Origin of the sequence: Fulvivirga sp. M361 (assembly GCF_007097395.1) — a bacterium.
In the GTDB taxonomy this organism is placed as follows: Bacteria; Bacteroidota; Bacteroidia; order Cytophagales; family Cyclobacteriaceae; genus Fulvivirga.
The window spans coordinates 149,326-171,396 of record NZ_VKDC01000009.1 but is presented as its reverse complement, the minus strand read 5'-3'; the positions used below and the strand labels follow the sequence as shown (position 1 = coordinate 171,396).

Annotated in this window: 14 protein-coding genes; 1 reads left to right on the top strand and 13 read right to left on the bottom strand. The window is 43.6% G+C overall.

Features of this window, described 5'->3' with window-relative positions; translation table 11 throughout:
* Position 1: 1 nt before the first annotated feature.
* The 4 genes from FNH22_RS12755 to FNH22_RS12740 form a co-directional block, all read right to left on the bottom strand.
* A complete protein-coding gene (locus FNH22_RS12755) occupies positions 2-607 on the bottom strand; it encodes a hypothetical protein (RefSeq protein WP_143398771.1) in 606 nt (201 codons plus the stop codon).
* A gap of 412 nt (positions 608-1,019) precedes the next feature.
* The gene (locus tag FNH22_RS12750; RefSeq protein WP_143398770.1) at positions 1,020-1,241 is read right to left on the bottom strand and encodes a hypothetical protein; all 222 of its coding nucleotides are present in this window, start codon (positions 1,239-1,241) and stop codon (positions 1,020-1,022) included.
* A gap of 563 nt (positions 1,242-1,804) precedes the next feature.
* Positions 1,805-2,020, bottom strand: coding sequence for a hypothetical protein (locus FNH22_RS12745; RefSeq protein ID WP_143398769.1), 216 nt, complete (start codon positions 2,018-2,020; stop codon positions 1,805-1,807).
* Positions 2,021-2,160: 140 nt separating this feature from the next.
* A complete protein-coding gene (locus tag FNH22_RS12740; protein ID WP_143398768.1) occupies positions 2,161-2,952 on the bottom strand; it encodes a fibronectin type III domain-containing protein in 792 nt (263 codons plus the stop codon).
* A gap of 819 nt (positions 2,953-3,771) precedes the next feature.
* Between FNH22_RS12740 and FNH22_RS32020 the strand changes: the two genes are divergently transcribed.
* Positions 3,772-3,927, top strand: a complete 156-nt coding sequence (locus tag FNH22_RS32020) for a hypothetical protein (protein WP_185154208.1) — start codon at positions 3,772-3,774, stop codon at positions 3,925-3,927.
* Between the two features lie 108 nt (positions 3,928-4,035).
* Here the strand turns inward: FNH22_RS32020 and FNH22_RS12735 are convergent, their stop codons facing one another.
* The 9 genes from FNH22_RS12735 to FNH22_RS12695 all read right to left on the bottom strand — a co-directional run bounded on the left by FNH22_RS12735 (position 4,036) and on the right by FNH22_RS12695 (position 22,064).
* Positions 4,036-4,293, bottom strand: a complete 258-nt coding sequence (locus FNH22_RS12735) for a hypothetical protein (protein WP_143398767.1) — start codon at positions 4,291-4,293, stop codon at positions 4,036-4,038.
* A gap of 64 nt (positions 4,294-4,357) precedes the next feature.
* Positions 4,358-4,600 (bottom strand): hypothetical protein, encoded by a 243-nt coding sequence (locus tag FNH22_RS32660; protein ID WP_255518044.1) that lies wholly within the window; start codon positions 4,598-4,600, stop codon positions 4,358-4,360.
* A 380-nt stretch (positions 4,601-4,980) separates the two neighbouring features.
* Positions 4,981-5,424 carry an SMI1/KNR4 family protein gene (locus FNH22_RS12725; protein WP_143398766.1) on the bottom strand — a complete coding sequence of 148 codons (444 nt, stop codon included), beginning with the start codon at positions 5,422-5,424 and terminating at the stop codon, positions 4,981-4,983.
* 132 nt (positions 5,425-5,556) lie between these two features.
* Positions 5,557-5,853: a hypothetical protein gene (locus tag FNH22_RS12720; protein WP_143398765.1), complete on the bottom strand. Its 297-nt coding sequence runs from the start codon at positions 5,851-5,853 to the stop codon at positions 5,557-5,559.
* The gene (locus FNH22_RS12715; protein ID WP_143398764.1) at positions 5,850-14,408 is read right to left on the bottom strand and encodes a leucine-rich repeat domain-containing protein; all 8,559 of its coding nucleotides are present in this window, start codon (positions 14,406-14,408) and stop codon (positions 5,850-5,852) included. Before FNH22_RS12715 ends, FNH22_RS12720 begins: the two co-directional genes overlap by 4 nt.
* A gap of 105 nt (positions 14,409-14,513) precedes the next feature.
* On the bottom strand, positions 14,514-16,322 hold the full coding sequence (locus tag FNH22_RS12710) for a hypothetical protein (RefSeq protein ID WP_143398763.1): 1,809 nt from the start codon (positions 16,320-16,322) through the stop codon (positions 14,514-14,516).
* 116 nt (positions 16,323-16,438) lie between these two features.
* Positions 16,439-17,662 carry a hypothetical protein gene (locus FNH22_RS12705; RefSeq protein WP_143398762.1) on the bottom strand — a complete coding sequence of 408 codons (1,224 nt, stop codon included), beginning with the start codon at positions 17,660-17,662 and terminating at the stop codon, positions 16,439-16,441.
* 74 nt (positions 17,663-17,736) lie between these two features.
* On the bottom strand, positions 17,737-18,414 hold the full coding sequence (locus FNH22_RS12700; RefSeq protein WP_143398761.1) for a hypothetical protein: 678 nt from the start codon (positions 18,412-18,414) through the stop codon (positions 17,737-17,739).
* A 5-nt stretch (positions 18,415-18,419) separates the two neighbouring features.
* Positions 18,420-22,064, bottom strand: coding sequence for a PKD domain-containing protein (locus FNH22_RS12695; protein WP_143398760.1), 3,645 nt, complete (start codon positions 22,062-22,064; stop codon positions 18,420-18,422).
* Between the last annotated feature and the right edge of the window lie 7 nt (positions 22,065-22,071).

Sequence of the window (22,071 nt, the reverse complement as noted above, 5' to 3'; positions counted from 1 at the left end):
ATTAAAAGATTAAGAATTTTAAACCTACCTGACCTGTAAGACCTGAAATATCACGCTGACTCATATTACGATAGTTCATATCGCCTATAAAACGATACGTAGCACCTAAATTGAAGCGCACATTTTTGTATAGGTTGATCTCCAACAGTGCGCCTGGTTCCAAAAGAAAAAAACCTTCTTCGCCCAAGCCGGCACCTCCTTCATCATTATCCATTTCCACCTCACCACGGCCTATAAACAAGGGGAAAGTGAAATGTATTCGGTCTGTAGGACTAAGTGTATACTCCACAAAACCTCCATACGAGCGAAAATCCATGTGGGTGTCAGGCAAAGTCTCACTTTGAGGTACAATTTCATTTAAAGAGAAACTATAAAAACCTCCGAACGTGAACTTGTCTTGTAAGATCATGCCCGCACGAATATTTGCTAATGAGACGCTTATTCCATCCATTCGCGTATAACCGTAGCCTGGTGCCACCATGAACTTTGGTTTTTCTCCTTTTTTTACTTGCAGGTCAGCAGGACAATTTTCTTGAAAACTCTGAGCTTTGAGTTCAAGGCATAAGTGACTTATCAAAAATGCTGCAACAATCTTTAACTGGCTCATATTCATCTTATTGAAGTTATTTAGAGTACATGATAAACGTTGTAACTTCGCTTATTGAGAATCTCCATCACACGACTGTTTGGGTCGAATACGTAGCAACTCAATTCCTTGCAGCATTTTTATGCATCCGGATAAGTCAATGCCGTTTAGACCACGTACTGAGTAAATGGTTTTTAGTTAATTCGTTAATACCGAAATCCAGCTATAATCTGACGGTCACAATCCAATGATGGACCGTTTAATAGTGGTAAATAGACAATATGGCTCTGATTTCATTTGGCGTATCATGTATTATGGAAGCATTTATCTGGTAAAAGCACTGATTAATTCCACACTAGAATTCTAAGTAGTGATTGTACTAATAACCTATAGATGGCATGAAAAACGCCTAGCAAATCAAAAGCCAGGGATCTCAGAGATGCTCGGGAGGCACTTCGATTGAATAGGTATAAGCGGACGAATAAAGTATCAAGTGGTTATACCAAAGAGCGGTATCGTCTAAATGATGATTTTCAAAATCAATATCATGACATTCATCTTCTTCTGAGCTGTTTTCAGATTTCTCTTCAACTTCGACGTTTAAAGCAACAATATCTATGTCTCTGCTGGTCTGTCCAACCTTATGTAGTAGCATACCGACAGTCGATATAAGATAAATGATCAAGACAATTCCTCTGACTAAATCCATACTCCTTTTATACAAATCATTATTTTGTACGGTGAATTTCTCGAATGGTTTTAGTTTTTCATTACATCCCTGAACAGCAAACCGTTGAACATGTAAATAAGACTATGCAGCACCCGGTTGTCCGGAGTCTTCTTTCCTATTATATACCAATAAAAGACCATACTCCTGAAATCTACTCTGTTTTTCCAATACCGTTAAGCTCGGATTATAATCTTATACCTGCATCAGAATGCATAATGCCATCACTAGCTATGTGGAAGAATGTACTTTTCTTTTCAGGCGTATGCACCAAAAACGAAGTTAAAAACTTCTCCCTTCCTCATTCTGTATAATTGCCTAAGCACAGGTTACGCTGCAATAAACCTGAGCCACTAGTGAGAGGCCATCCGTTAGTGATTATCTTTGATACGCTGAGGACTCATCTTAGCAGGAAAAAAATCAGTCACATAAACCGTGTCATTCCGCTCACTGATGTAATGGATGATTTTCAGTAGCAGGTCGGGTAATAATTACAGCGTATACCTTTCCTTCGCCCATTGCCTGTTTTCATTTTTAAACTCATCCATAGATAGTGTGTCTCCATTTTTGATGGCTTCCATAGATTCTTCTGCACGAGCTTCCATTTCTACCCGGATAATAGATTTTTCGACCTTTTGTAGTGAAGATCCCTTTTGCAGCTTCATCAAACGCTCAATCAGGTCAAGTTTTAAGGATTCTGCTTTCATACTTACAAAGTAGCGACGAATACATTTAATGGAGGATGAATACTCATTAAGCTTTTTCCGGGTCTTCTCATCCGGCGAAATTGGTATCTTTCAATGGTGCCCAATCGTATTTTGCAGCGAAAGGATTACTTGCAATTTCCTCACTTTTTCTTGTCAAGCTGCTCCTTCAATTCGTCTATTTCCTTCTTCAGCTCTATCATATACAGGGTCAACTCTTCTATTTTCTCCAGAAGCTTCACATTAATCACACCCAGCTCAACCCCTTGGGTCGCTACCTCGTCAGCGGAAGGTATATGAGGCAGGTGCCTGTTTTTCCGCAGATACGCTTCCAACTCATAAAGGCCGGGCCGTTCATAGTTTTCATCGAATACGTAATCAGGCCAGGTCTCCGAAAGCTGCACGGCCACATCTTCTACCAGCATTTTACCATCCACTGCCAGCAGAAAGTCATTGGATAATCCTGAAAAATCCGAAAAACCTACACCTACACGACCACCGGACAGGCTGTAGTGAATATCATAACCACTGGTTTGCCAGGCTGACGTGGGAGAAGGGTAGGTAGCGGCCATCGCAACGTTGCTTGGTGCAGATTTTACCACCTCCTGAAGGGTAGTGTCCCATAGCCCTGACCGTACTACGAATTCGTAGGAGGTCCCTGCTTCCAGTGGAGAAGTTTGATAGTTGGTCGTATTTTCTGCCACTGAGTAGAGGTTAGAAAACACAGTATCTGTTGATCTTTTGTATTCGATGAAGAAAAACTGTTCATCAACAGAATTATCCGACCAGTTGAGGGTAATGGAATTGTCTGGGTTTACCTGGGCCGTCAATGAACTGGGGATAGCAGGGGCTGCTATAGTTGAAGCACTTGTATTGGCATAAGCCATGGCCTGGCTTACTGCAAAGCTCATGAAAGTTAATAGGATTGGTTTCATTGTTCTTGTGTTTAGATTGTTGGTTTTTTTATATGTGCACTATTGAGGGTTTATTGTCCTTTGGTCTTAGAGGGAGATGCTAAGACCAGTTGGGTAGACTACCTAATTTATAATAATGACATTATAAAGTACTTTCTTTAATATCGTTCAATTGTAGGAATATATCAAATATCAGTTTTGATACTAGACAGAAAATTTTCACTGCTTAATTTGTTTTTAACAAATAACCACAACTCTTTCTTTACTTCATTTTTGGCCGTCCATATCAAAAGGTTCATTATAGCATCATTAAGTTCCGGGTGCTTTATAGACTTTAATAATGTCTTAAGCTTCTCGTAGTGGATTTGACCTAGATAGTCATCGACCAAACTGAGACTATTCATTAAATTCTTTAGAGGTTCAAAAAGTCTCTTATTTGGAGCGAAGTCATTACCTTCAATCCAATATAAGACTGTGTCAAAATTAAACTGCGTTATGTTTATGTTTCCATTTACTTCATCAACCCATTTTCTTAGTCTTATCAGGCCATAACCATATACCGGTGTATTATTTTTTACGAAATGGATTAACTGCGCTGATTGTTCAAAGAAGAAAACATCGTTACTTTCATTAAGTAATAAACTGTTTTGACCATTTTCATTTTCACCCTATAAAGTATAAAAAGATCTATTTCTGTATATAACTTCCATTATATACTTCCTATACTTCTCAGTTATATCTTCACTCACGTTATTTTTTTTTACTAACATCTTTTGGAGATTCTGGTGAAGACTCTCAACTATTTGGCAGAGGAAAGTATAAACGCTTTCTTCTATAAAAATGCCACAACACCTGCAAAATATTGAACTGCTCAAATCAAAGAAAAAGAAAACACTTTTTGGTCTGATCCATACCTATATCCCCTATACTAAAACAGGCAGGTTTGTGCTTCTTAATACAAACCGGGCGGATGCCCAGTGCAGTTTTAGATCATAGGACCGCTTCGTTTAAACTCAAGACCAAGGGGTTACACTTGACTATTAGAAACGATGGCATGAGATTTCCTAACATTACATATTTAATAAAATAGACCCAAAACATTATCTACTCGTATACCTTCGCCCCTAAAAGCAATTGGGCAAATACTCTCCAAGTAGGTTTGTCTTTATCAAACGTTAGATGTCTATTTTTATAATACCCTTCAATATCTTCAGTATAAGCCTGTAGCGATTCTAAAAAGTCAGCCAGGGTAACATTTTCCCATTCTTCTGGCCTAGCCTCTAAATTCAACCTCAGTTGTTGAAGAAACATTACAAAATCTTCTTTAGACTTAATATTCTCAAATTCCTTATCTAAGCCCATCTTTAATCATATATTTAATTTGTTCCTCTAACCCTATAAATATCAGGAAGTTTGCAACTGCCGATCACCCCAACAGTTCAATCTTTAATAGTTCTTTCCCCCCACAATAATCCAAAGCACTACTATAAATATAATGCTCCAGTGCATAAACCAGGCCTGCTTTTACCGGATTATCATGAATGTAATCCAACCGCTGATCCATCATCGTCTGGCTAGACAATTCTATGGATCGATTATCCTGCTGCCAAAACTGGTAATGGGTATTATTGCTATTACGTTTACCGGCAAATTGAAAAAGCCATAGCATCCATTTTCTTCTACTTTCTTTTGGATTCCCCTTAATCCTTTCTAACAGTGTCTTACTAGTCGGACAGGTTATCACTTTCTTGTGCGGCAGCGATCATATGTACATGATTATTCATGATCACCTAAGCATACAGAAGCAACCCCTTTGGAGGCCTGGCAGAAACTCAAACTTTCTATGACAACGTCTTTATATTCAGTTCTTTATAAAGCACCTATCCATTCTACTACGGCAAAAGTATGAAATGAGGAGCGCACTGGTCGTTTATCTTATATTTTGAGGGCATTGTTCTACAGGTTGGAAAAGTAAGTTACAAACTTGCAACAATTTGTAGGCATAAGTAAACGCGACGCTTATACTTAAACCAGAAGGGGGGCTGGTTATCAGTTAGAATGTCTTTTTTTCATCTTCAACATCCTTTTTAAAAACACTGAAAAACTATTATCCGACACACTAATCTCTAGTCCATCATCGCCATCGATATAAGAATATACTTCCGGATCATCTAATTCGAAATTCTTTATAGCGTAAAAAGCATATCCTTGATTCATCATAAAAGCCAAAGCTGGATTTTCATCTAATCTATTATGATACTTTAAAATTTCTTGAAACTCATTGTTAATTGATTCTAACTCTGAGAAATCTACTTCTAATCCTGAAAAAACATCTCGCGATTTTTCCCCCATAATCCTAAGATATTCCTTTAAAACTAATGGTAATTTGATTTTATAGAACGATTCTATAAACTGAATTTCGCCCTCACTACAACCCTCAAATTGAGATTGAAATTCTCTTATTAAAGACGTCAATTCTACATCTTGAATCATATTAATCTATTTTATCTAATCCCTTTTGCTTAAATTCTTTGAAAGTTTTAGCATCACTAGAACCAAAAATTATCTTGATGTTAGGAACAATAAACTTATGCCGCTTAAACTTAAAGGAATGAGGGACAATATTTAATTATTGTACGTTTCTATCCAACTTCTCAATAATAAAAATATGTAGAAACCAGACACTACAAATAAAACTACACTTAGTATTTTGTTTTTCTTCTGCATTCGATACGCGTAATACAGAAGAAAAAAAGAACCAGGAATAGCTATCATCGCTGATATGCTAAGCACAATACGTAACACGTCTTCAGCACCTACACCACTAAGCTTGACAGGATTATTGAAAAGGTAAAGTAAATCATTAACCAACACGCATACTGCTACTATAGCAATAAAACTCCTTGATATTGTTTTACTCATTTCTCTTTTTCTTTAGAAATAGCTTTGTTTATTAGATTAATGGACTCCATTTGAGTAGCTTCATCTATATTTCCATGATTTACATTTTCTATCTCACCATCCTTATTTGTGAACGTCGTTCCTGTGAGATCAATGTTGGTAATTCCCTCCTTTGATCCGTCTTTACGAGTGTTCTCATCTCCGTGTGACAGCAATGGAATACTTGGGTCCGTCTGATATATGTTGATGTTTTCTTTCACATTATCTGATACCTTTCGAGGAATTATTGACGATGCCGGACCATCTGCAACATCAATTGTAATTAGTAAGTCAACATCAACCCCTTTCTTTTCGAGCCATTCCGCAACCTTCAAAGCAGCCACCCCACCTCTACTATACCCATAGATTACTACGGGTTCATTTTCTCCTTTATCTTCAAGAAATTTCTCAGCCTCCATAGAGATATGCAGATCGTCCAATACATCAAAATAATCTTTCAGAGTAAGCATGGTTTTTGTCTTATCCAATTTGTTTTCTTCGGCGTATGCTTGTACTGCTTTCTCCATTTCTTGAGAAGTAGAAGAAGGTCCATCAAAACCAGAAAACAAATCAGCCCCCCCGATAATTATTACTTTCTCTAAACCATCTAGGTCAATGCTTCTTATCACGTCGTTTTCTGCATAGGCATAGGGCGAGTTCCAAGGATAGGATTTAGCTAACGGATCCACACTCAAAAACTTCCCTATGGCCGGGTTATAAATCCTAAACCCATAATCATAATGTACCAATGCCCTATCATCACCAGCACCTCCAAAAGAGATGACCACATTCTCTACCCGGGTACCTAAATCATTGATCGTAACATCTACTACAAGGCTGCTATTGCTGGGTTTAGTAGAAGTATGCATAGTTTGACCATTCTGACGGTAGTAGATAACATCGCCCAGGCGTTCAATGGTAAATACATCTCCAGCCACATAGGATGGCCTGTCCACAAAAGGAATTTGTCCCACGCCTGATTCATACACCTGCCATTTTCCGTTAGCTACCAACACAATACCGTAAGCCATCTCCTCCACACTCTGATCATTATCATTCTCGCTGAACCCTACCATCAGATCACCATCAGTCTGTGGCACTGAAAAACGAACCCAACCGTCTTCATCTGCCGCCAGGCGCTGTACTGAAGAAGCCCCTGAAGTATTCCAACCTGAACCTACATTCGTTTTAGTCAATCCATTACCTTCTACCGCAGCATTCACCAGGTTGGTCCATTCTACTTCAGCAGTGCTTCCTTGGGTTCCCCACTCTCCCTGATCATCCTTTTCCTTCCCGTTAAAGCCATAACGATACAATGAATCCTGGTAATTCCTACCCTCCATAGTAAGTCCAAAAGGATAGTAGTCTGAAGCACTCACTACCGTTGCCCAGGTACTGTCCATGTCCATACCAATGTTATCAGTCACCACGGTGAGGACATTCCCCAGGTGGTTGCTTAATTCATATCGGCGGGCGCCTAAGGTTTGACATGCTGTGCCAACACCCCCCAGGTACTGACCTAGCCGGCTGCTGCCATAGATAGGTACTTCATGTAATAGGCTATCCTTATAGATGGCCATCACATTCCCCCCGGCATCACGTACATACCGGGTAGTGGTGGTGAGCCAGGTGCTATCCAGCCGGGCCACACGCTTTTCAATGCGGTTGCCTGCGCCGTCATAGCGGAAGGTAGTCACCAGGCTATCGTTCCGGGAGCTGACAGTGCGAACCTTGCCGTAGGGCGTCCAGGTTATTTTTACCCCTTCGGACTGGTCCAGCACCAGGTTGCCGATGGCGTCATACTGGTACATGGCTTCCCCCTGTACGATCCGGCCGCGGAACCTGCGGCCTGCGGAAGCACGGAAACGTGGAGTAAGAGAGATTCTTTCAGTAGCTCTCAACTCTACTTGTTCGCCTTCGGGGATATAACTGTCCCCTTGTACGGTGATCCGCCGGTAGAGCTTGGCATTGGAAACTACCGGTCCTCCGTCAAACACTTTGTCTTCCGTGAAGGGGCCGGTCTCGCGCAGGCGGTTGGTACCGGCATGGTAACGGTAGCGAAAATCATGGGTCAGGGTTCCTGAGCCACCGTGACGCTGTAAGGTGAGCAGGTTGCCGTTAGCGTCATAGCTGTAATCCGTATCATAAGCCTCAGGCCCTGCACTACGCATGATAAACCCACTGCCCGGTGTGTAGTCCGTCAGGCTACGTGCGCCGGTGATACGGTTCAGCTGATCGTACCGGTAAAGCATGGCTTGCATTCCTTTTAGCCGGTCGTTGTTCTCTTCACCTACTTTCGCCAGGTCAGTGATCATCCAACTGATATTACCATTGTATAAGCCGTTATGCCGGTTGACTTCGGTATGACGTGGCCATACCTGATAGTGAGTATCTGGCAGGGTCCCAAAGCCATTACGACGGTAATCCCCGTCATAGTAGCCCAGCGCAAACGCATAGACATCTTTACCCACCCTGTAGTCATATACATTGTCCAACGGCACGTCATCTTCCAGTGGTTTGTTTATTCCTTTCATCCACCCTTGCAGGGTATAGTAGTAGTCCAGCCCTTGTACCCTGTATTCACCCAGCTCGGTGCGGGCCAGGGGCCCATGAGCATAGTACTGGTAGTTGGCCTCACGGCTCCAAAGGTATCCGTCCGTAGAAGTATGTACGTCCAGTAGCCGGTTATCCGGGTCATAATTGTACCGGTGAACGAACTGATCTGCTTTGCCATATTGATATAAGACTACGTTGACATTACCGCTAATGAGGTCATAGGCATAGTCGGTCCTCTTGGCTGCTATGCCCGGTAACTGCTGCAAGAGACTTTTTACATTCCCATGAATATCGTAATTATAGTACGTGGCCGTGGTATCGGGCAGGTCCCGGTCGATTACTTCTACCCAGGCCACCCGGGTGCGAAGGTTTTGCTGGACAAAGCCTTCCAGGTCAGTACGGGCAAAATCATAATGTGTTTTGGTAATATCGGCCAAGGCATAGTCCTTAGCTTGAGGGAAGAACGACGATTCCAGCGAATCGATCAGTACAGGTAATGTGCTGGCAGTATTCATCTCTCCAACTTCTATGATGCGACCCTGTTCGTCGTAACGCATGTAGCTATAGCTGCTGTCGATCTGCTGCCGGGCATTTTGAGATAAGCGCAGTTGACTTTTATCATCATACCAGAAGCGGGACACACCGGCATCAGGGGTCTGCTGCCAGATCAGTTGGTCCAGTGAATTATATTGGTAGCGGGTGATCAGGGTATGTGCAGGTTCACTGGGCGAACCGGCAAGGAAAGCCTCGGTCTGAACAGGGGTCAGGGGCTCCACGCCTTCCGGGGGTACGGTTTGTGCCAGGTTACCTCCCTGATCATAATAATAAAGAGTATAGTGGTACTCCTTAGACAGGAAGGTATATTGAAGACTATCGGATACCTTGTCCAGACAGCGGGTACGGTAAGTATTATAATAATCGGAGATCTGCTCTTCCAGGAGTTTCTCTATGGCGTAGTCCATCAGCACACTGTCTTGCCTCGCTGCATTGTCCAGGCAGCGCTGCACTTCACTGTCCCAGTCGACTGTAAAGGAAAAAGTGGCTAATGTCGGGTTGGCAACAGGATCAGTATCATAGGCCAGACAAATGGTAATATCACGGGTATCAGGACCATTGACCTGAATATGCTGCAAGCGGCTGGTCAATACCAGGTCATACGCATATGAATTCGTGATCTGATAATAGTAATACCCGGCATCATCCGCTGTAATAGAAGAAAAAGTATAGCTGTGCCCGGTTTCAGTAGGTGCAGGGGTCAGTGGAATATCTGTACCACCTTCTACATATTTGAACCACTGGTAGGTAGACGCAGGTGTCGTCATACGATCAATATTGGTAGTGAGCGTATGTGATGCACCTAAGTCAAGTTGAAAAGACTTTTGTACGTCTACGGAGTCTTGCGGGCTATAATAAAAGCACTCTTCATCTCCTTCATCCCCTCCGCACCATCCTGTAGACCAACCTTTGCTCTGATAAAGAGGTAATATATCTTCAAAAGTATAACGATTATTATAAAAAGATAAAATCCCTAAATCAGGGTTCACCAACGGAAGTGGTCCGCTTAACTGATTATTTTCAATTCGGAGTACACGAAGGTTCAACAAGTTTTCAGTTCCGGTGGGCAGCACTGATAATTGGTTATTGTTAAGGTGCAAATCAAACAATGCGGTGGCGCTTGCAATTCCCGGAGGTAAAGTTGTAATCTGATTGTTGTCCAGGAATAGTCTTCTTAACTTACTCAATGACCATAATTGAGCAGGTATTGTAGTCAGGTCATTGTAGCTAAGGTCTAATTCTTCAAGGTTTGTTAATTGGTTCAATGTTTCGGGCAATGAAGTAAACCCATTATCGTACAGTTGGGCAACCGTAAGATTAGTCAAATTATTAAATCCAACCGGTATAGCACCGCTAAATAAATTTGAGGACAGATTCAGCCTCGTGAGTGATGTTAATGTCCACAAATTTGCGGGAATGGAGGTTAACTGATTACCCGGTAAATATAGTTGTTGAAGGCTAGTCAGACTATCCACAGAAGGAATAGGCCCTGTCAGACTGTTATAACCCAGGTCCAAATACTCGAGTCCTGAGAGCTTATTCAGCATTGAGGGTATACTTCCTGTAAGTCGGCTGTCAGATATGATCAATTCCTTCAAATTGACTAAACTTCCTATAGTATTGGGGATAGGATTATTGAATTTTTGAGAACGTAGATTTAGATAAGTCAAATTAACTAAGTTACCTATAGAGGCTGGTATAGGGCCACTTAAATTACTTGCTGCATTCCCATTGCCCAGATCTAATCTTTCCAGGTAAATTAAGTCACCAATTGCCGCTGGAATACTTCCAATAAGACGATTAAAGCCTAATTCCAGGGCGATCACATTCCCTGAAGCATTCGTAGTTACTCCATGCCAATTACTCACATCTTCTACCACAGCAGGGTCTGCAGTACTCCATCCGGTTGTAGTAAACCATCCACGTCCATTATTGGTTGCGTTGTAAAAGGCAATTAAGGCATCATACTCAGCTTGTGTAGGTAACATGGTGCTGTTTAAGGTGGATGTCACTGTATTGCTATTTTTCATAGAACCAGTAGAGCCCGGTACTATGTTTTGGGATGCTAACCACTGTGTGTACATTTTTTCTTCTTCTGCTCTTCTTTGGGCCAGATATGCTTCCAATTGCTTTTCACGACTTAAGCCGGACTTCGTATTTCTACTCGTATTAGATGTAGAACTATCCCGACGATTCATTAAAAAAGCAGAAGGTTGGTTACCCACTGTCCGTTGAGCAAATGCGGCAATATTATCTACCAGAGTAATAGTAGTATCCCGGCCACAAACCCTGATATCTTGCAAAGCGATGGAATCGAGTCCGCAGTTGTAATTATTCAAGACGTTTTGAACGGCGATCAGATCAGGATCAGTACCTACATCTTGTGTAAGAATAAGTCTCAGTAAGTTGAGCGGATCTTTGTTGAAATAGGCTTCCAAATGGTTGCCAATCGCCGTGCTGTCAGCCGGACTAAAAGTGGCCTCGCAGATGGAGCTGATATTTGTCACGGCCATTTCCACCTCCTCAGCACTCACCGGGTCACCTACACCGTTGGCCTCTCCCCATGCAGCAACATCGGATTCGGTCTGTGGGATATCATCCATACGACCCAATTCCTCCATTGCTTTCGGGCAATTCTGATACTCCGGGATACCTTGACGGACCTGTCGTTTGGCTTCCAGGTAAAAGTTCCGGTATAGTATCCAGCGTTGTAAACTGAGTTCGGCCTGATATGCTTCGTTGGTCATCTGAGGCCGGCGCCCCATAAGGTCAAGATAAAGGATATGTCTGCCATTCGCATCATTCACTCCGCTTTCATTAATGTAAAAGGAAGTATTATCCGGATCAGTTACTGCACCGATGGCGCCCCGGAAATCGGTAATTCCATCCTGTACCCCATCTCCATTATTGTCATAGGGTACGGATGCCAGTAAGATGTCGTTGATCCGGCCCTGCATGGCTGGCTTATGATCGTATCCGCTCAGGCCCGCGTTATTAAAGAAGGGATCCAGATCAATAAGATTGTCGTAACCGGCGCTTAAGGCGGCATTCCAATCCTGCGCACGGGCGATCTGCTTTTCGAAGACATCGCTCTCCTTGTTTTTGACGCATAATTCATACTGGCAGTAACGAGGGTCCGACATTATGCTGTCCAATGGCACTTCATAAAATACATCCCCGGTTTGGCCATACAGGTCCCGAAAATCCTGTTCTATCTGTAAATAGATGTTTTCGCAATCCAGATCGGCGATCTCCCGTATAGCTTCATTGATCAATCCGTCGGCTTCGGGACAGGTGTCCACACATATTTCACAATCTGCCGAATCAAGCGGATAGCTTTCCCTTACCTGCTCTATCAGTTGTTGTATGGTGGAGTCCTGCTGTATCACGGTCAACATGTCTTCAAAAGATACATCGCGAGGCGTGAGGGTCTTGATCACCGTGTAGTCGCCTATGTCCGCGAGTATCACATCAAAAGTAATATTGAGATCAGCCGGTACGGTACAATCTGCTGCTGAAATGTTAAACACCTCATAGGCATTCGGGTCAGCAGACTGGTTACCCAATGCCGAAGACAGGTCAACGGTAAAACCGTCCGGTCCGATGATCCTGATCTCCAGATCGTAGGTACAGGTCTGGCAGCCAAAAGAGAGCATGTCAGCCCCTAACGCGGTAAGGTCGTATTCAAATGTAAAGAAGGTATTAGGGGCTTCATTTAATATCTTATGCTGTAAAATATGTTTGCCATCTGTGCGTCGATTTTTATCGGTAATATTTACGGTTACCGGTGTAAGGTCGAGGTCTTTAAAACTCTGTAATGAATCCAGGTTAGCAGGCGGATCGCCGGCAAGCGCAGTGGCAACAGTACGGTCCTGCTGGTCCTGATAAGTGACGCTTACCTGACCATTGGCATCTACCACCAGGTTCTTTTTATAGTGTAGTGCACTCCCTACATTACTACCAAAAAGACGTACGAGCTCTGTGGGAGTAGCTTCACCATAATAATAGCGGGTGACATGAGAACTGTCCATGCGAAAGGCTTTACCTACTCCGGACTGCCTGCTTACTCTGCCGGTACCATCTTGAGTATATTCCGTCTGTGCATAGACATAACCTTCAGCATCCGGTGTATCTTCCCAGTGAACAGCGAACAGGTCGTTATTGGGGGAATAGTATTTTCCCGCCCCGCTGACAGAAGATATGATACTATTTTCAAGCTTGTAATTGTCATAATGGAATTTCTTCCTGACGGCAGAGGTGTGGGCGGTTACCAGAGCATCGGAAGCTGCAAAGACGTTAAAGTCGGTTTTATAGGAAAGAGACAGATTATCTACAGGTACCGGGAGCAGTTCTGCGACACCCCGACCCTCATAATCATATTTTGTCTCTCCCACCAGTGTCCGTTGCTCCGTGCTTAGATTCGTGAGCATCTGGCGCTGTCGAAGCGTTCCGTCAAAATAGTACATCGTTTTTTTGTATTTCCCTTCTTCGGTAAATACCGTTTGTTCCTGCCAGGTCATGTCGGTCTGGTGATTGGTTGTCATTATAGCTGTACCAGGGCCATAGGACCAATTGCCATAAATACGGTGTGAGGGGTATTTACGATCATACCCTATGGCCCTGACCCTGAACCAGAGCCTGCCGGAAGGATAATAAGCGGGCAGGCGATAGAGCTGACCCGAAACGGATACACGTGCCGGTTCCTTCCACTGAAACGCTTCTGTAGCGGTGGTGCCTGGAAAGTTTTCATGGTCCGCGATATGGACCCACTCCATATCAAAAGTCCGGACTGCCTTTCCAGAATGACTCCAACTCACTGTACATTCTCCATTTAAATAGCTGTAATTCAGCAATAATGATTCAGCAGGATCAAATACGTCCGAATCGTCCTTGTACAGTAGAACCTTCAAATAGACATTATCTTCCGGAACCACTCCCTGCAGGGCTTTGTCCCGGACCAGAAACCGGTAATTATCGTCGCATGATACAAGAGTATCATGAAACACCGTACTGATAAAGGTCTGATCAGTCATGTTCACCCCAACTGGCTGCGTCCAGAGGGTGTCGGTGTTGTGTAACAAGCGAATGTCCAATGCAGCACGCCATCCGGCAAGGGTTTTCCGGTCTCCAAGATCATACTGAAGCTGAAAAGCCACATAATAGTTTCCTTCCAGGCAGGGAGGCGCCTGGAAAACTTTTTTTATGCTGTCTTTTCCCAACTCGCTGAGTAGAAAAGAGCGCTCAATGGCAGAGGGTGGCAGCTTGCCTTCACGGGTAATGATCAGGGCTTTCGGAACCTGTATCGCGGTGTCTGGCGGAAATGCATTCGTTCCTACCTGGTGGGGTGAAACGCCATAAGCAAAACCTGCCACAGACATCATTAAGATGAAGGGGATGAGCCGTTTCGAGCAGTAGCGTTGGATCATGGGTGTGGGTGTTTTAAACAATTATTTTATCGGTATTGAGAACAGTCCGCACCTGGTTCAGTAAAAGTACTGTCCTCAACAGCTGTCCCAGTTTTTTCAGTTACTTCATTCATTTCCTTTCCGGAACATTTCGTACAATTCTTTTATTTTGTTTTCCTGAGCTTCGATCGTTGCCTGCTGCCGGATCAGGTATAGCGTCAATTCTTCTACTTTTTTCAGCAAGATGGCATTCATTTCTCCCAGGCGCTGCCCTTCGCTAACTACTTCGCTGGCAGAAGGCACATCAGGAAGATGTTTATTGGCTTTTACAAACGCTTCCACTTCCGACAAGGGTTTGAGATCGTAATCCTCTTCAAATACATAATCCGGCCAGGTATCTGACAACTGGATCTGAATTTCTTCCGCTACGATATTGCCATCGACTGCCAGCCGGTAGCCCATAGGTACGGTAGCCGTACCTATACCGACCGTTCCCTGAAGGTAGTTGATATCTGTACCTGATTGCGTCCACACAGTAGGATTGAATATTTCTCCGTTCAAACGGATCTCGGTGGCGTTAATGGCGCCATTTACGTCCAGAGTATGCGCGGGTGTAGCCGTGCCAATGCCTACTTTGCCAGCGATGTAGTCGATGTCAGTGCCGGTCTGGTTCCAAAATTGAGTGGGGATGTTCAATAACTCTCCATTGACTCGAAGTTCTGTTGCATTAACAGGTCCGTTGACATCCAGTTTGTAGTCGGGGGAAGTCGTGCCGATTCCGACGTTGCCGGATGGGCTTACAATACGGAACAGCACATTTTCTACATCCGTAGTATGCTGACCTACTTCGAAGTAGGAGTTGGGATTGTTGTTGTTAGCATCCAGGTTAAATCTCAGGTGATCATACGAATTGATGGTAATGTCATCCCCATAGGTATCCCCATAGGTGGATCTAACCGAATGATGTTCGTTTGTGCCATAGTTATCACTATCCCAGGTGAGGAACAGACCTCCGAATTTATACAGATTGGAATAAGCCTCATTTACAGACTTACCGTAGATATGGTTACCTAAATAAGTATCACGGTTTGTCCCTTTAATGAAGTAGTTGCCATGGGAGGAACTTTCGGTAAGATAACTTGAACCATCCACCTGAGTGATTCCCAAATAATCATTGGCATCTTTGTTTCTGAGCACAATACCATAGTCATCGGTAGCGGATTTCATTTCTATGTACCCGTGTAGTCGTATCCAATCGTCATTTTGACCTCCAAAAGTGACATCATCGTCGATGTAACCAGCTTCATTCAGTGTAAGGCTGCCATTGGCCCTCAGGTTGCCTCCAACGTCTAAGGTAAAACCTGTTCCAGGTATAGTATTGATCCCTAACTGATTAGAACTGAAATCACCATAGATGAGAGGGGTAGCAGTATTTGAGTTATCTATGTAGAGTTTATTGGATCCGGTTTCATTGTAACCTGCCTGACTGCCTATAAAAACGTTGCTATTTCCTGTGGCATTGTAACCTGCTGTGTAGCCCAAATAAGTATTGTTGCGAGCTGTAGTATTTTCACGACCCGTGGATGTGCCTAGAAAGACGTTAAAATCACCGGTAGTATTTCTAAAGCCTGATGAGGCTCCTATAAAAATATTACTATACCCAGTCGTATTAGTTCTACCTGAACTGTGACCTATAAAAGTGTTATTATATCCACCCGTGTTATTTCTACCTGAATTGTAACCTATATATGTGTTACTATCATCACTATTTAGGCTGCCAGCATTCTCACCAAAAAAAGAGTTTTCTTCACCTCCTGTTCCGGCTCCTGTTCCGTAGCTTGTATTTCCACCCTGAGCTTGGACTTCTGAATAGACCATAAAAAGAGATAGAGCCCATAAAAAAACTTGTTTCGTTGGAATGATCGTTGTTTCCATGCTAATTCCTTATTTTTATGTTGTGGAATGATTTTTGAATTCATTTATATTCACCTGTCTGGTCCGTCTCCTACTCAGGCTTCTGTAGCTGCTGCCTTTAAATCCAGTTTTTCTCCTCATTTCTTATAATCTTTGCTGATCCTTCGGTAAAGTTCTTTGATCAACTCGTGCTGTTTATGACTTTGTTGTTTTAGCTCGCTGATGGTATGTTCTTGTTCTATGATGTAAAGTGTCAACTCTTCCACCTTTTGAAGGAAGATCGTATTCATCTCCCCTAACCGCTGCCCTTCGCTGGCAACTTCTTCGGCAGAAGGTACATCCGGAAGATGTTTATGCGTTTTCACAAACGCTTCCACTTCAGAAAGAGGTTTCAGGTCATAATCCTCTTCAAATACATAATCCGGCCACGTATCTGATAGCTGGATCTGAATTTCTTCCGCCATTATATTACCGTCCACTGCCAACCGGTAGCCTATGGGTACAGCGGCAGTGCCAATGCCAACCGTTCCCTGCAGATAGTTGATATCGGTGCCGGATTGTTCCCATACTGTGGGATTGAATTTTTCACCATTTAAGCGGATCTCGGTGGCGTTGATGGCACCATTAACATCAAGTGTATAGGCCGGAGTAACAGTACCTATGCCGACATTGCCTGCCATGTAATCAATATTAGTACCCGTCTGATTCCAAAATTGGGTAGGAATATTTAGCAACTCTCCGTTGACACGCAGCTCTGTAGCATTAACCGGTCCATCAACATCCAACTTATAGGCGGGAGAGACAATACCTATGCCTACATCACCCAAAACGTTCACAAACATACTGTTGTCTCTATTGCCACGACCGAATGCTATATAATCTTCTACAGGAGAATACCAAACAAACCCTTTTTTCACTCCATTAGCGCTAAACCTCAATTCTGCATTGGATGAAATGGTGTTTATAATAAGCTGGGACTGCCCGCTGTAGGGCCCTTTAACCTCCAATAGTCCATTAGGCAGACTAGTGCCAATCCCCACGTTACCCTCATTGCGGATCACCATTTTCGGCTCTGGGGTGAATTCCTGACTTGCGGTAGTACCATTTCTTTGCGCATAAAAATAGATCCCATTGATATAACTCATTTGCAATCCCCGAAAGCCAAAAGTTGGATGAGTGGTTTCCCAAAAGTATTTTCTCGTATGATCCGTACGGGCATTATGGAGAATGAAGGCATCTGCATCTGCATTCTGCCGCTGGATGTTCAACTTATAATTAGTGCCCACCACCAAATCACTTTGAGCACATAGTGGAGCGGGGATAAGTAACAATACCATTCTTAAATAATTTTTCCAGGTCATGTCGGTAGTATTTTTTATACTTTTCAATCAGCTTTATACAATTCGTCCATCATACGATACACTTCTTGTTTTCATCAATCCATTTCCGGTTCCAGTACCAGGTATCCATTAAAACCGGATGATGGCCTGAAACCGGAATCATCTTTAATCACATAGCTCTTTTCATCGAATGTACCGGCTCCAAATGTTGGATCGTTGTCAAACACATTAAAGGCTATTTCCACATATTGCCCTTCCTGGTACAGATAAGCCATTTTGTGAAGTTTGTTGGCTTCGGTGTTTATCCATAGGTCAATTTTACCAACAGGACCTAATTTCTGGATAACGCTGTAATGGTCTACTGCCTGTTGCCTGCCCAGGTATACAGGTTCTTCATAAAAACTTAAAATACTGTCCATACTAAAAGGCAGGCTTTTATGAAAATCAGATTCTGCCTGTGGATGACGGTATTGACAGGCAATGGTTCGTGATTCTGCGTCTACTACCAGTATGTAGCGTTCATTCATCAGCATTTCCATGCCTCCAAAGGCATAGCGATAGTTATCGTTTTCCTTTCTGACCTCTCCTTTAGCGCTTAAGTGAGGCTGCCGGGACACTGTGTCATCATAAACGCTCACCTGCATGACCACATGTAAAGAAGAGGCCTCTTCGTATTCTTTCCGCATGTTCATGAGCGCACTCATCAAATCCTGAGCTGATAAAGGCAGAAGTCCCCACATCAGGGTCAATAACAGGCCGTATTTTATGGTCATCTTCATCATCTTTCGCGTATGTAACTTACGTTTTGGGATATGGTCTTTATCCCCTCCTCCGTTTCCTTTTTGGTCAGGTAAAGATTTCCTTCTACATCATAGTAGAAAAAGGAAGCAAAATTTTCTTCGTCCAATACTGCCTGAAGCCGGTAATCCTCTAGGTCATATACATAGCTTTTCATATTGCCTTTGTTGGGATGTAAGCGTAGATCATCAAACCAGGCTGTGGTGGCATTGCCCGTTTTAAATTTCAACTCCACTATCACATTCCGTGCGGGAACAGCAAAAATACCTTTCAGCTGATACCAGGATTCTATTGACCTGCCAATGGACGTGAGTGAAGCCGTAGACAGCACTACATCATCTTTATCCTTGAAGATCACGTCGATGCCGGGCCCACTTCCCGGAACAAGGGGAGTCAGGCTTGCTTCATTGATGGAAACCCAGGTACTAAGCATATAAGTCTTTCCTGAGTCCAGTTGAAGCAATTCTTGCTTAAATGATTTATCTCCGGTGACCCTCAGACTACTCCTACCGGTATGGGCCATGGTATTATCAATATCCGGACTGATAACAGGGGTTACATTATTTCGCACACGAAGCCGGCCTGTCCATAATCCTTCAAAAGGCGCTCTGCGGAAAACCACCAGGGTAAGGTCAGGGTCTGTGGGATGTTCTTCCATGCATATGATATCGTTGTTGCCAATATAGTTCATGCGTTTGTTAAAGAAGCCCATCAGATGCCGGGCACTGACATCACCTTTTTCTACTTCTACCAGTTCTGACATACGTGCCTCTACCACAGCCATATAGTTCCAGCCCATCCTAATGGCAAAGAAATCATAGGCAGGCACGGATTGGTTCCCAAAAAGCCAATTACCCGAAGCTTTATTGTCCAGGAATTCGAAACCTGTGAAAGCCATTTCATTGTTACGCATGTTGACCCCATTAGCTGACGGCAAATGGCCACCATAGTCATAGAGTGCTGCGGAATTTATGCCAAGTACATCTTTGTTTTCCAATTCATAGCTAAAGGCGCTATACTCGGTCATCGTGTTGGCTTTTATCCAATCCGGTATAAGATCGGCTTCTGCCATTTGCCAATTGAAATGTTCCAGTGTAAAGACCCCGTCCTTATCAATGCGGGTAGATGAAGAAAGTGTCCGCGGCACATCGTATACATGCACCCCTTCATTTCTCCAAACCCCATTGGTGCCATTCTGATAGCTGCTGAGGTTGTCAAGGCCTGTGTTTTCAAATTGTAATGGCCATGCATCCGAAAATGTAGTGGAAGTAACCGCTACTACCCTTTCCCGGACATCGGTAGTAACGCTTAACAAGGAATCCATGAGCAACTCTTGAGGCAGGCTGAACGATACCGGTTTTACCAAAGTGGTATCTCCTATACACGAACCACAGGTGTATCGAATGCGCATGGACACATCATACGTGCCATCTGCCGCGTAGACATGCCAGGGTGACTCATAAGCAGAGGTACCTGTGTCTCCAAAATCCCATGACCACGACAATGTACGACACCTGCCGGGATAGGACACCAATGGAGTGAACTTGATCGCACATAGATAACGTTGGGCATTGAAATCCAACTGGTCCGGAAGGATGCCACACAATACAGTAAGGTATTGTCTTCGCCCTTGGAGGGTCAACACAGGATAGGAAGTGTTAGTGATCTTATAATAGTAAATCGAACCGTCATCAGCAGAGGTTACATTGATCGTATGCCGGTATCCGCCAGGTACAGCACTCGTAAGGGAAATGTCATTTATACCATCCACATATTTGAACCATTGAAAACTACTTTGGGGTGTTGTAGCAGTATCGACATGGGCAGTCAGTGTCAACGTACCTCCGTCAAAGGCTTTAAGTTGCTTTTCAGTATCTATGGAATCCTGTGGCGCATAACGAAATGCTCTCAGGGCTGGTGTTTGCCTGACAATATCGGAGAAATTGAACTTATTATTATCCAAATAAAGGCTCAGTGATGAAGAAGCGTTATAGGCGGGAAAGCCTTCGAAATGATTGTGACTGATATCAACGACTGATTTGGTGATGGAAACATTCGACAAGTATCCGGGCAGGTCACCGGTAAATTCGTTGTGTTGGAGATAAACAGAGCTCAGTACATTCCACCCGCTTAAATCGGGCAGGGGAGAATCCAGCTGATTATGGCTAAGGTCCAGGTAATAAATACTGCTGAAACCGGAAAAATAGGAAGGTAACGTGCCATCCAGATTGTTGCGCGACATATTCAGGTATCTCAGGTTAGTCAGCCCGGCAAAATTAGAAGGCAAGGGAAGTGGGATCTGATTATTATTGAGATAAAGAAACTGCCAGGAAGGGGTATTGCCTGTGCCTGTCCATGAGGGAAGTCCGGTAATACCGTTATAGCTAAGGTTGAGGTGCGTCAGGGCAGGAATATCCCGAATAACATCAGGAACGGGATTTAACTGATTCAGCTGCAAGTACAATCCCCTCAACGTAGTGAGATCAGCCAAGGTAGCGGGTAATTCGGATAAACTACAGGAATTGGCATACAGGTTGGTAAGGGCGGGCATCTGTCCGATGACTTCCCATTGAGCGGTTTGTAAATTGTTATTGTTTCCTATGTAGAGGTTCTCAAGCTTAGTAAGTTGCGGAAAGTTAGAGGGCAGACCGGAGAGGTTACAATTGGTGAGCAAGAGCGTTTTTAACTTAGGACTGTTCCGGAGCGTGTCTACCACACTTGCTAATCTGCTTGTATCAGCATAGTTCGTACTGCCCAGATGGAGATAATCAAGATTGAGCAGAAGATCGAAAGAAGCGGGTAACTTGTTAAAACCATTTTGTGTGAGCGTTAGGTTGCGCAGTGACGGCAGATTGACCAAGACATCCGGCAGCGTGCCATCCGGCAACACAAAAGACGGGTTCTGTCCAAGTCCAAGGTTTAGGAGGCTTGCAAGGCCTGAGAGTCCGGTGGATACGGATAATGGTACAAGGCCGCAATTGGTAAGTTCCAGCACCCTAAGACTGTTCAAACCGGAAAATGAGGCAGGGATGGCCTCAGGTTGGCCCAGGTCATTATAGCTCAGGTATAAAGACTCTAAATTGGTAAGCCCCGAAAACTGAGTAGGTATGGGGCCGGTCAGTTTGACTGCCGTATTCGACCGGCTGGTAAGGTTCAGTGTCCTTAAGGCAGAAAGGCTACCGAGCGTAGCAGGTATAGCGCCTGAGAAATCATTGAAATAAAAGTCCAGTACTTCCAGCTTCTTCAAAGCGCTGAGGTCAGGGATGGCTCCTGATAAGGCATTATTCCGAAAGGAAAGATGCACCAACTCTTGCAGGTCATTTAACGCTGCCGGCAATGTTCCGGACAAACCTGAAAAGGTAAGGTTAATGGACGTGATATCTCCATTAGAGACCTCTACTCCGAAAAGTGCTGAATCGGGATAGCTATTGATCTGTCCCAAAGTCCATTGGTTGGACGTCCAGTTTTCACCATCCGTGCTGTTGTAGAGTGCTAGCAATGCCGCTTTTTCTATGTTGTCCGGCACCAGGTTTTGCGCGGATGCTGTGATGAATCCAGTGGTGAATATCACAAGGCATATGCTGAACAGGAAAGATGGGGTATGTCGTTGGTTACTATTCATCATCAAATCT

Excerpts from the sequence above, each read along its gene's own strand:
- FNH22_RS12720 (WP_143398765.1), bottom strand. The coding sequence starts at position 5,853 with ATGAGTAAAACAATATCAAGGAGTTTTATTGCTATAGTAGCAGTATGC.
- FNH22_RS12725 (WP_143398766.1), bottom strand. The coding sequence starts at position 5,424 with ATGATTCAAGATGTAGAATTGACGTCTTTAATAAGAGAATTTCAATCT.
- FNH22_RS12695 (WP_143398760.1), bottom strand. The coding sequence starts at position 22,064 with ATGATGAATAGTAACCAACGACATACCCCATCTTTCCTGTTCAGCATA.
- FNH22_RS12700 (WP_143398761.1), bottom strand. The coding sequence starts at position 18,414 with ATGACCATAAAATACGGCCTGTTATTGACCCTGATGTGGGGACTTCTG.
- FNH22_RS12740 (WP_143398768.1), bottom strand. The coding sequence starts at position 2,952 with ATGAAACCAATCCTATTAACTTTCATGAGCTTTGCAGTAAGCCAGGCC.
- FNH22_RS12745 (WP_143398769.1), bottom strand. The coding sequence starts at position 2,020 with ATGAAAGCAGAATCCTTAAAACTTGACCTGATTGAGCGTTTGATGAAG.
- FNH22_RS12710 (WP_143398763.1), bottom strand. The coding sequence starts at position 16,322 with ATGGAAACAACGATCATTCCAACGAAACAAGTTTTTTTATGGGCTCTA.
- FNH22_RS12735 (WP_143398767.1), bottom strand. The coding sequence starts at position 4,293 with ATGGGCTTAGATAAGGAATTTGAGAATATTAAGTCTAAAGAAGATTTT.
- FNH22_RS32660 (WP_255518044.1), bottom strand. The coding sequence starts at position 4,600 with ATGCTATGGCTTTTTCAATTTGCCGGTAAACGTAATAGCAATAATACC.
- FNH22_RS32020 (WP_185154208.1), top strand. The coding sequence starts at position 3,772 with ATGCCACAACACCTGCAAAATATTGAACTGCTCAAATCAAAGAAAAAG.
- FNH22_RS12705 (WP_143398762.1), bottom strand. The coding sequence starts at position 17,662 with ATGACCTGGAAAAATTATTTAAGAATGGTATTGTTACTTATCCCCGCT.
- FNH22_RS12715 (WP_143398764.1), bottom strand. The coding sequence starts at position 14,408 with ATGATCCAACGCTACTGCTCGAAACGGCTCATCCCCTTCATCTTAATG.
- FNH22_RS12755 (WP_143398771.1), bottom strand. The coding sequence starts at position 607 with ATGAGCCAGTTAAAGATTGTTGCAGCATTTTTGATAAGTCACTTATGC.
- FNH22_RS12750 (WP_143398770.1), bottom strand. The coding sequence starts at position 1,241 with ATGCTACTACATAAGGTTGGACAGACCAGCAGAGACATAGATATTGTT.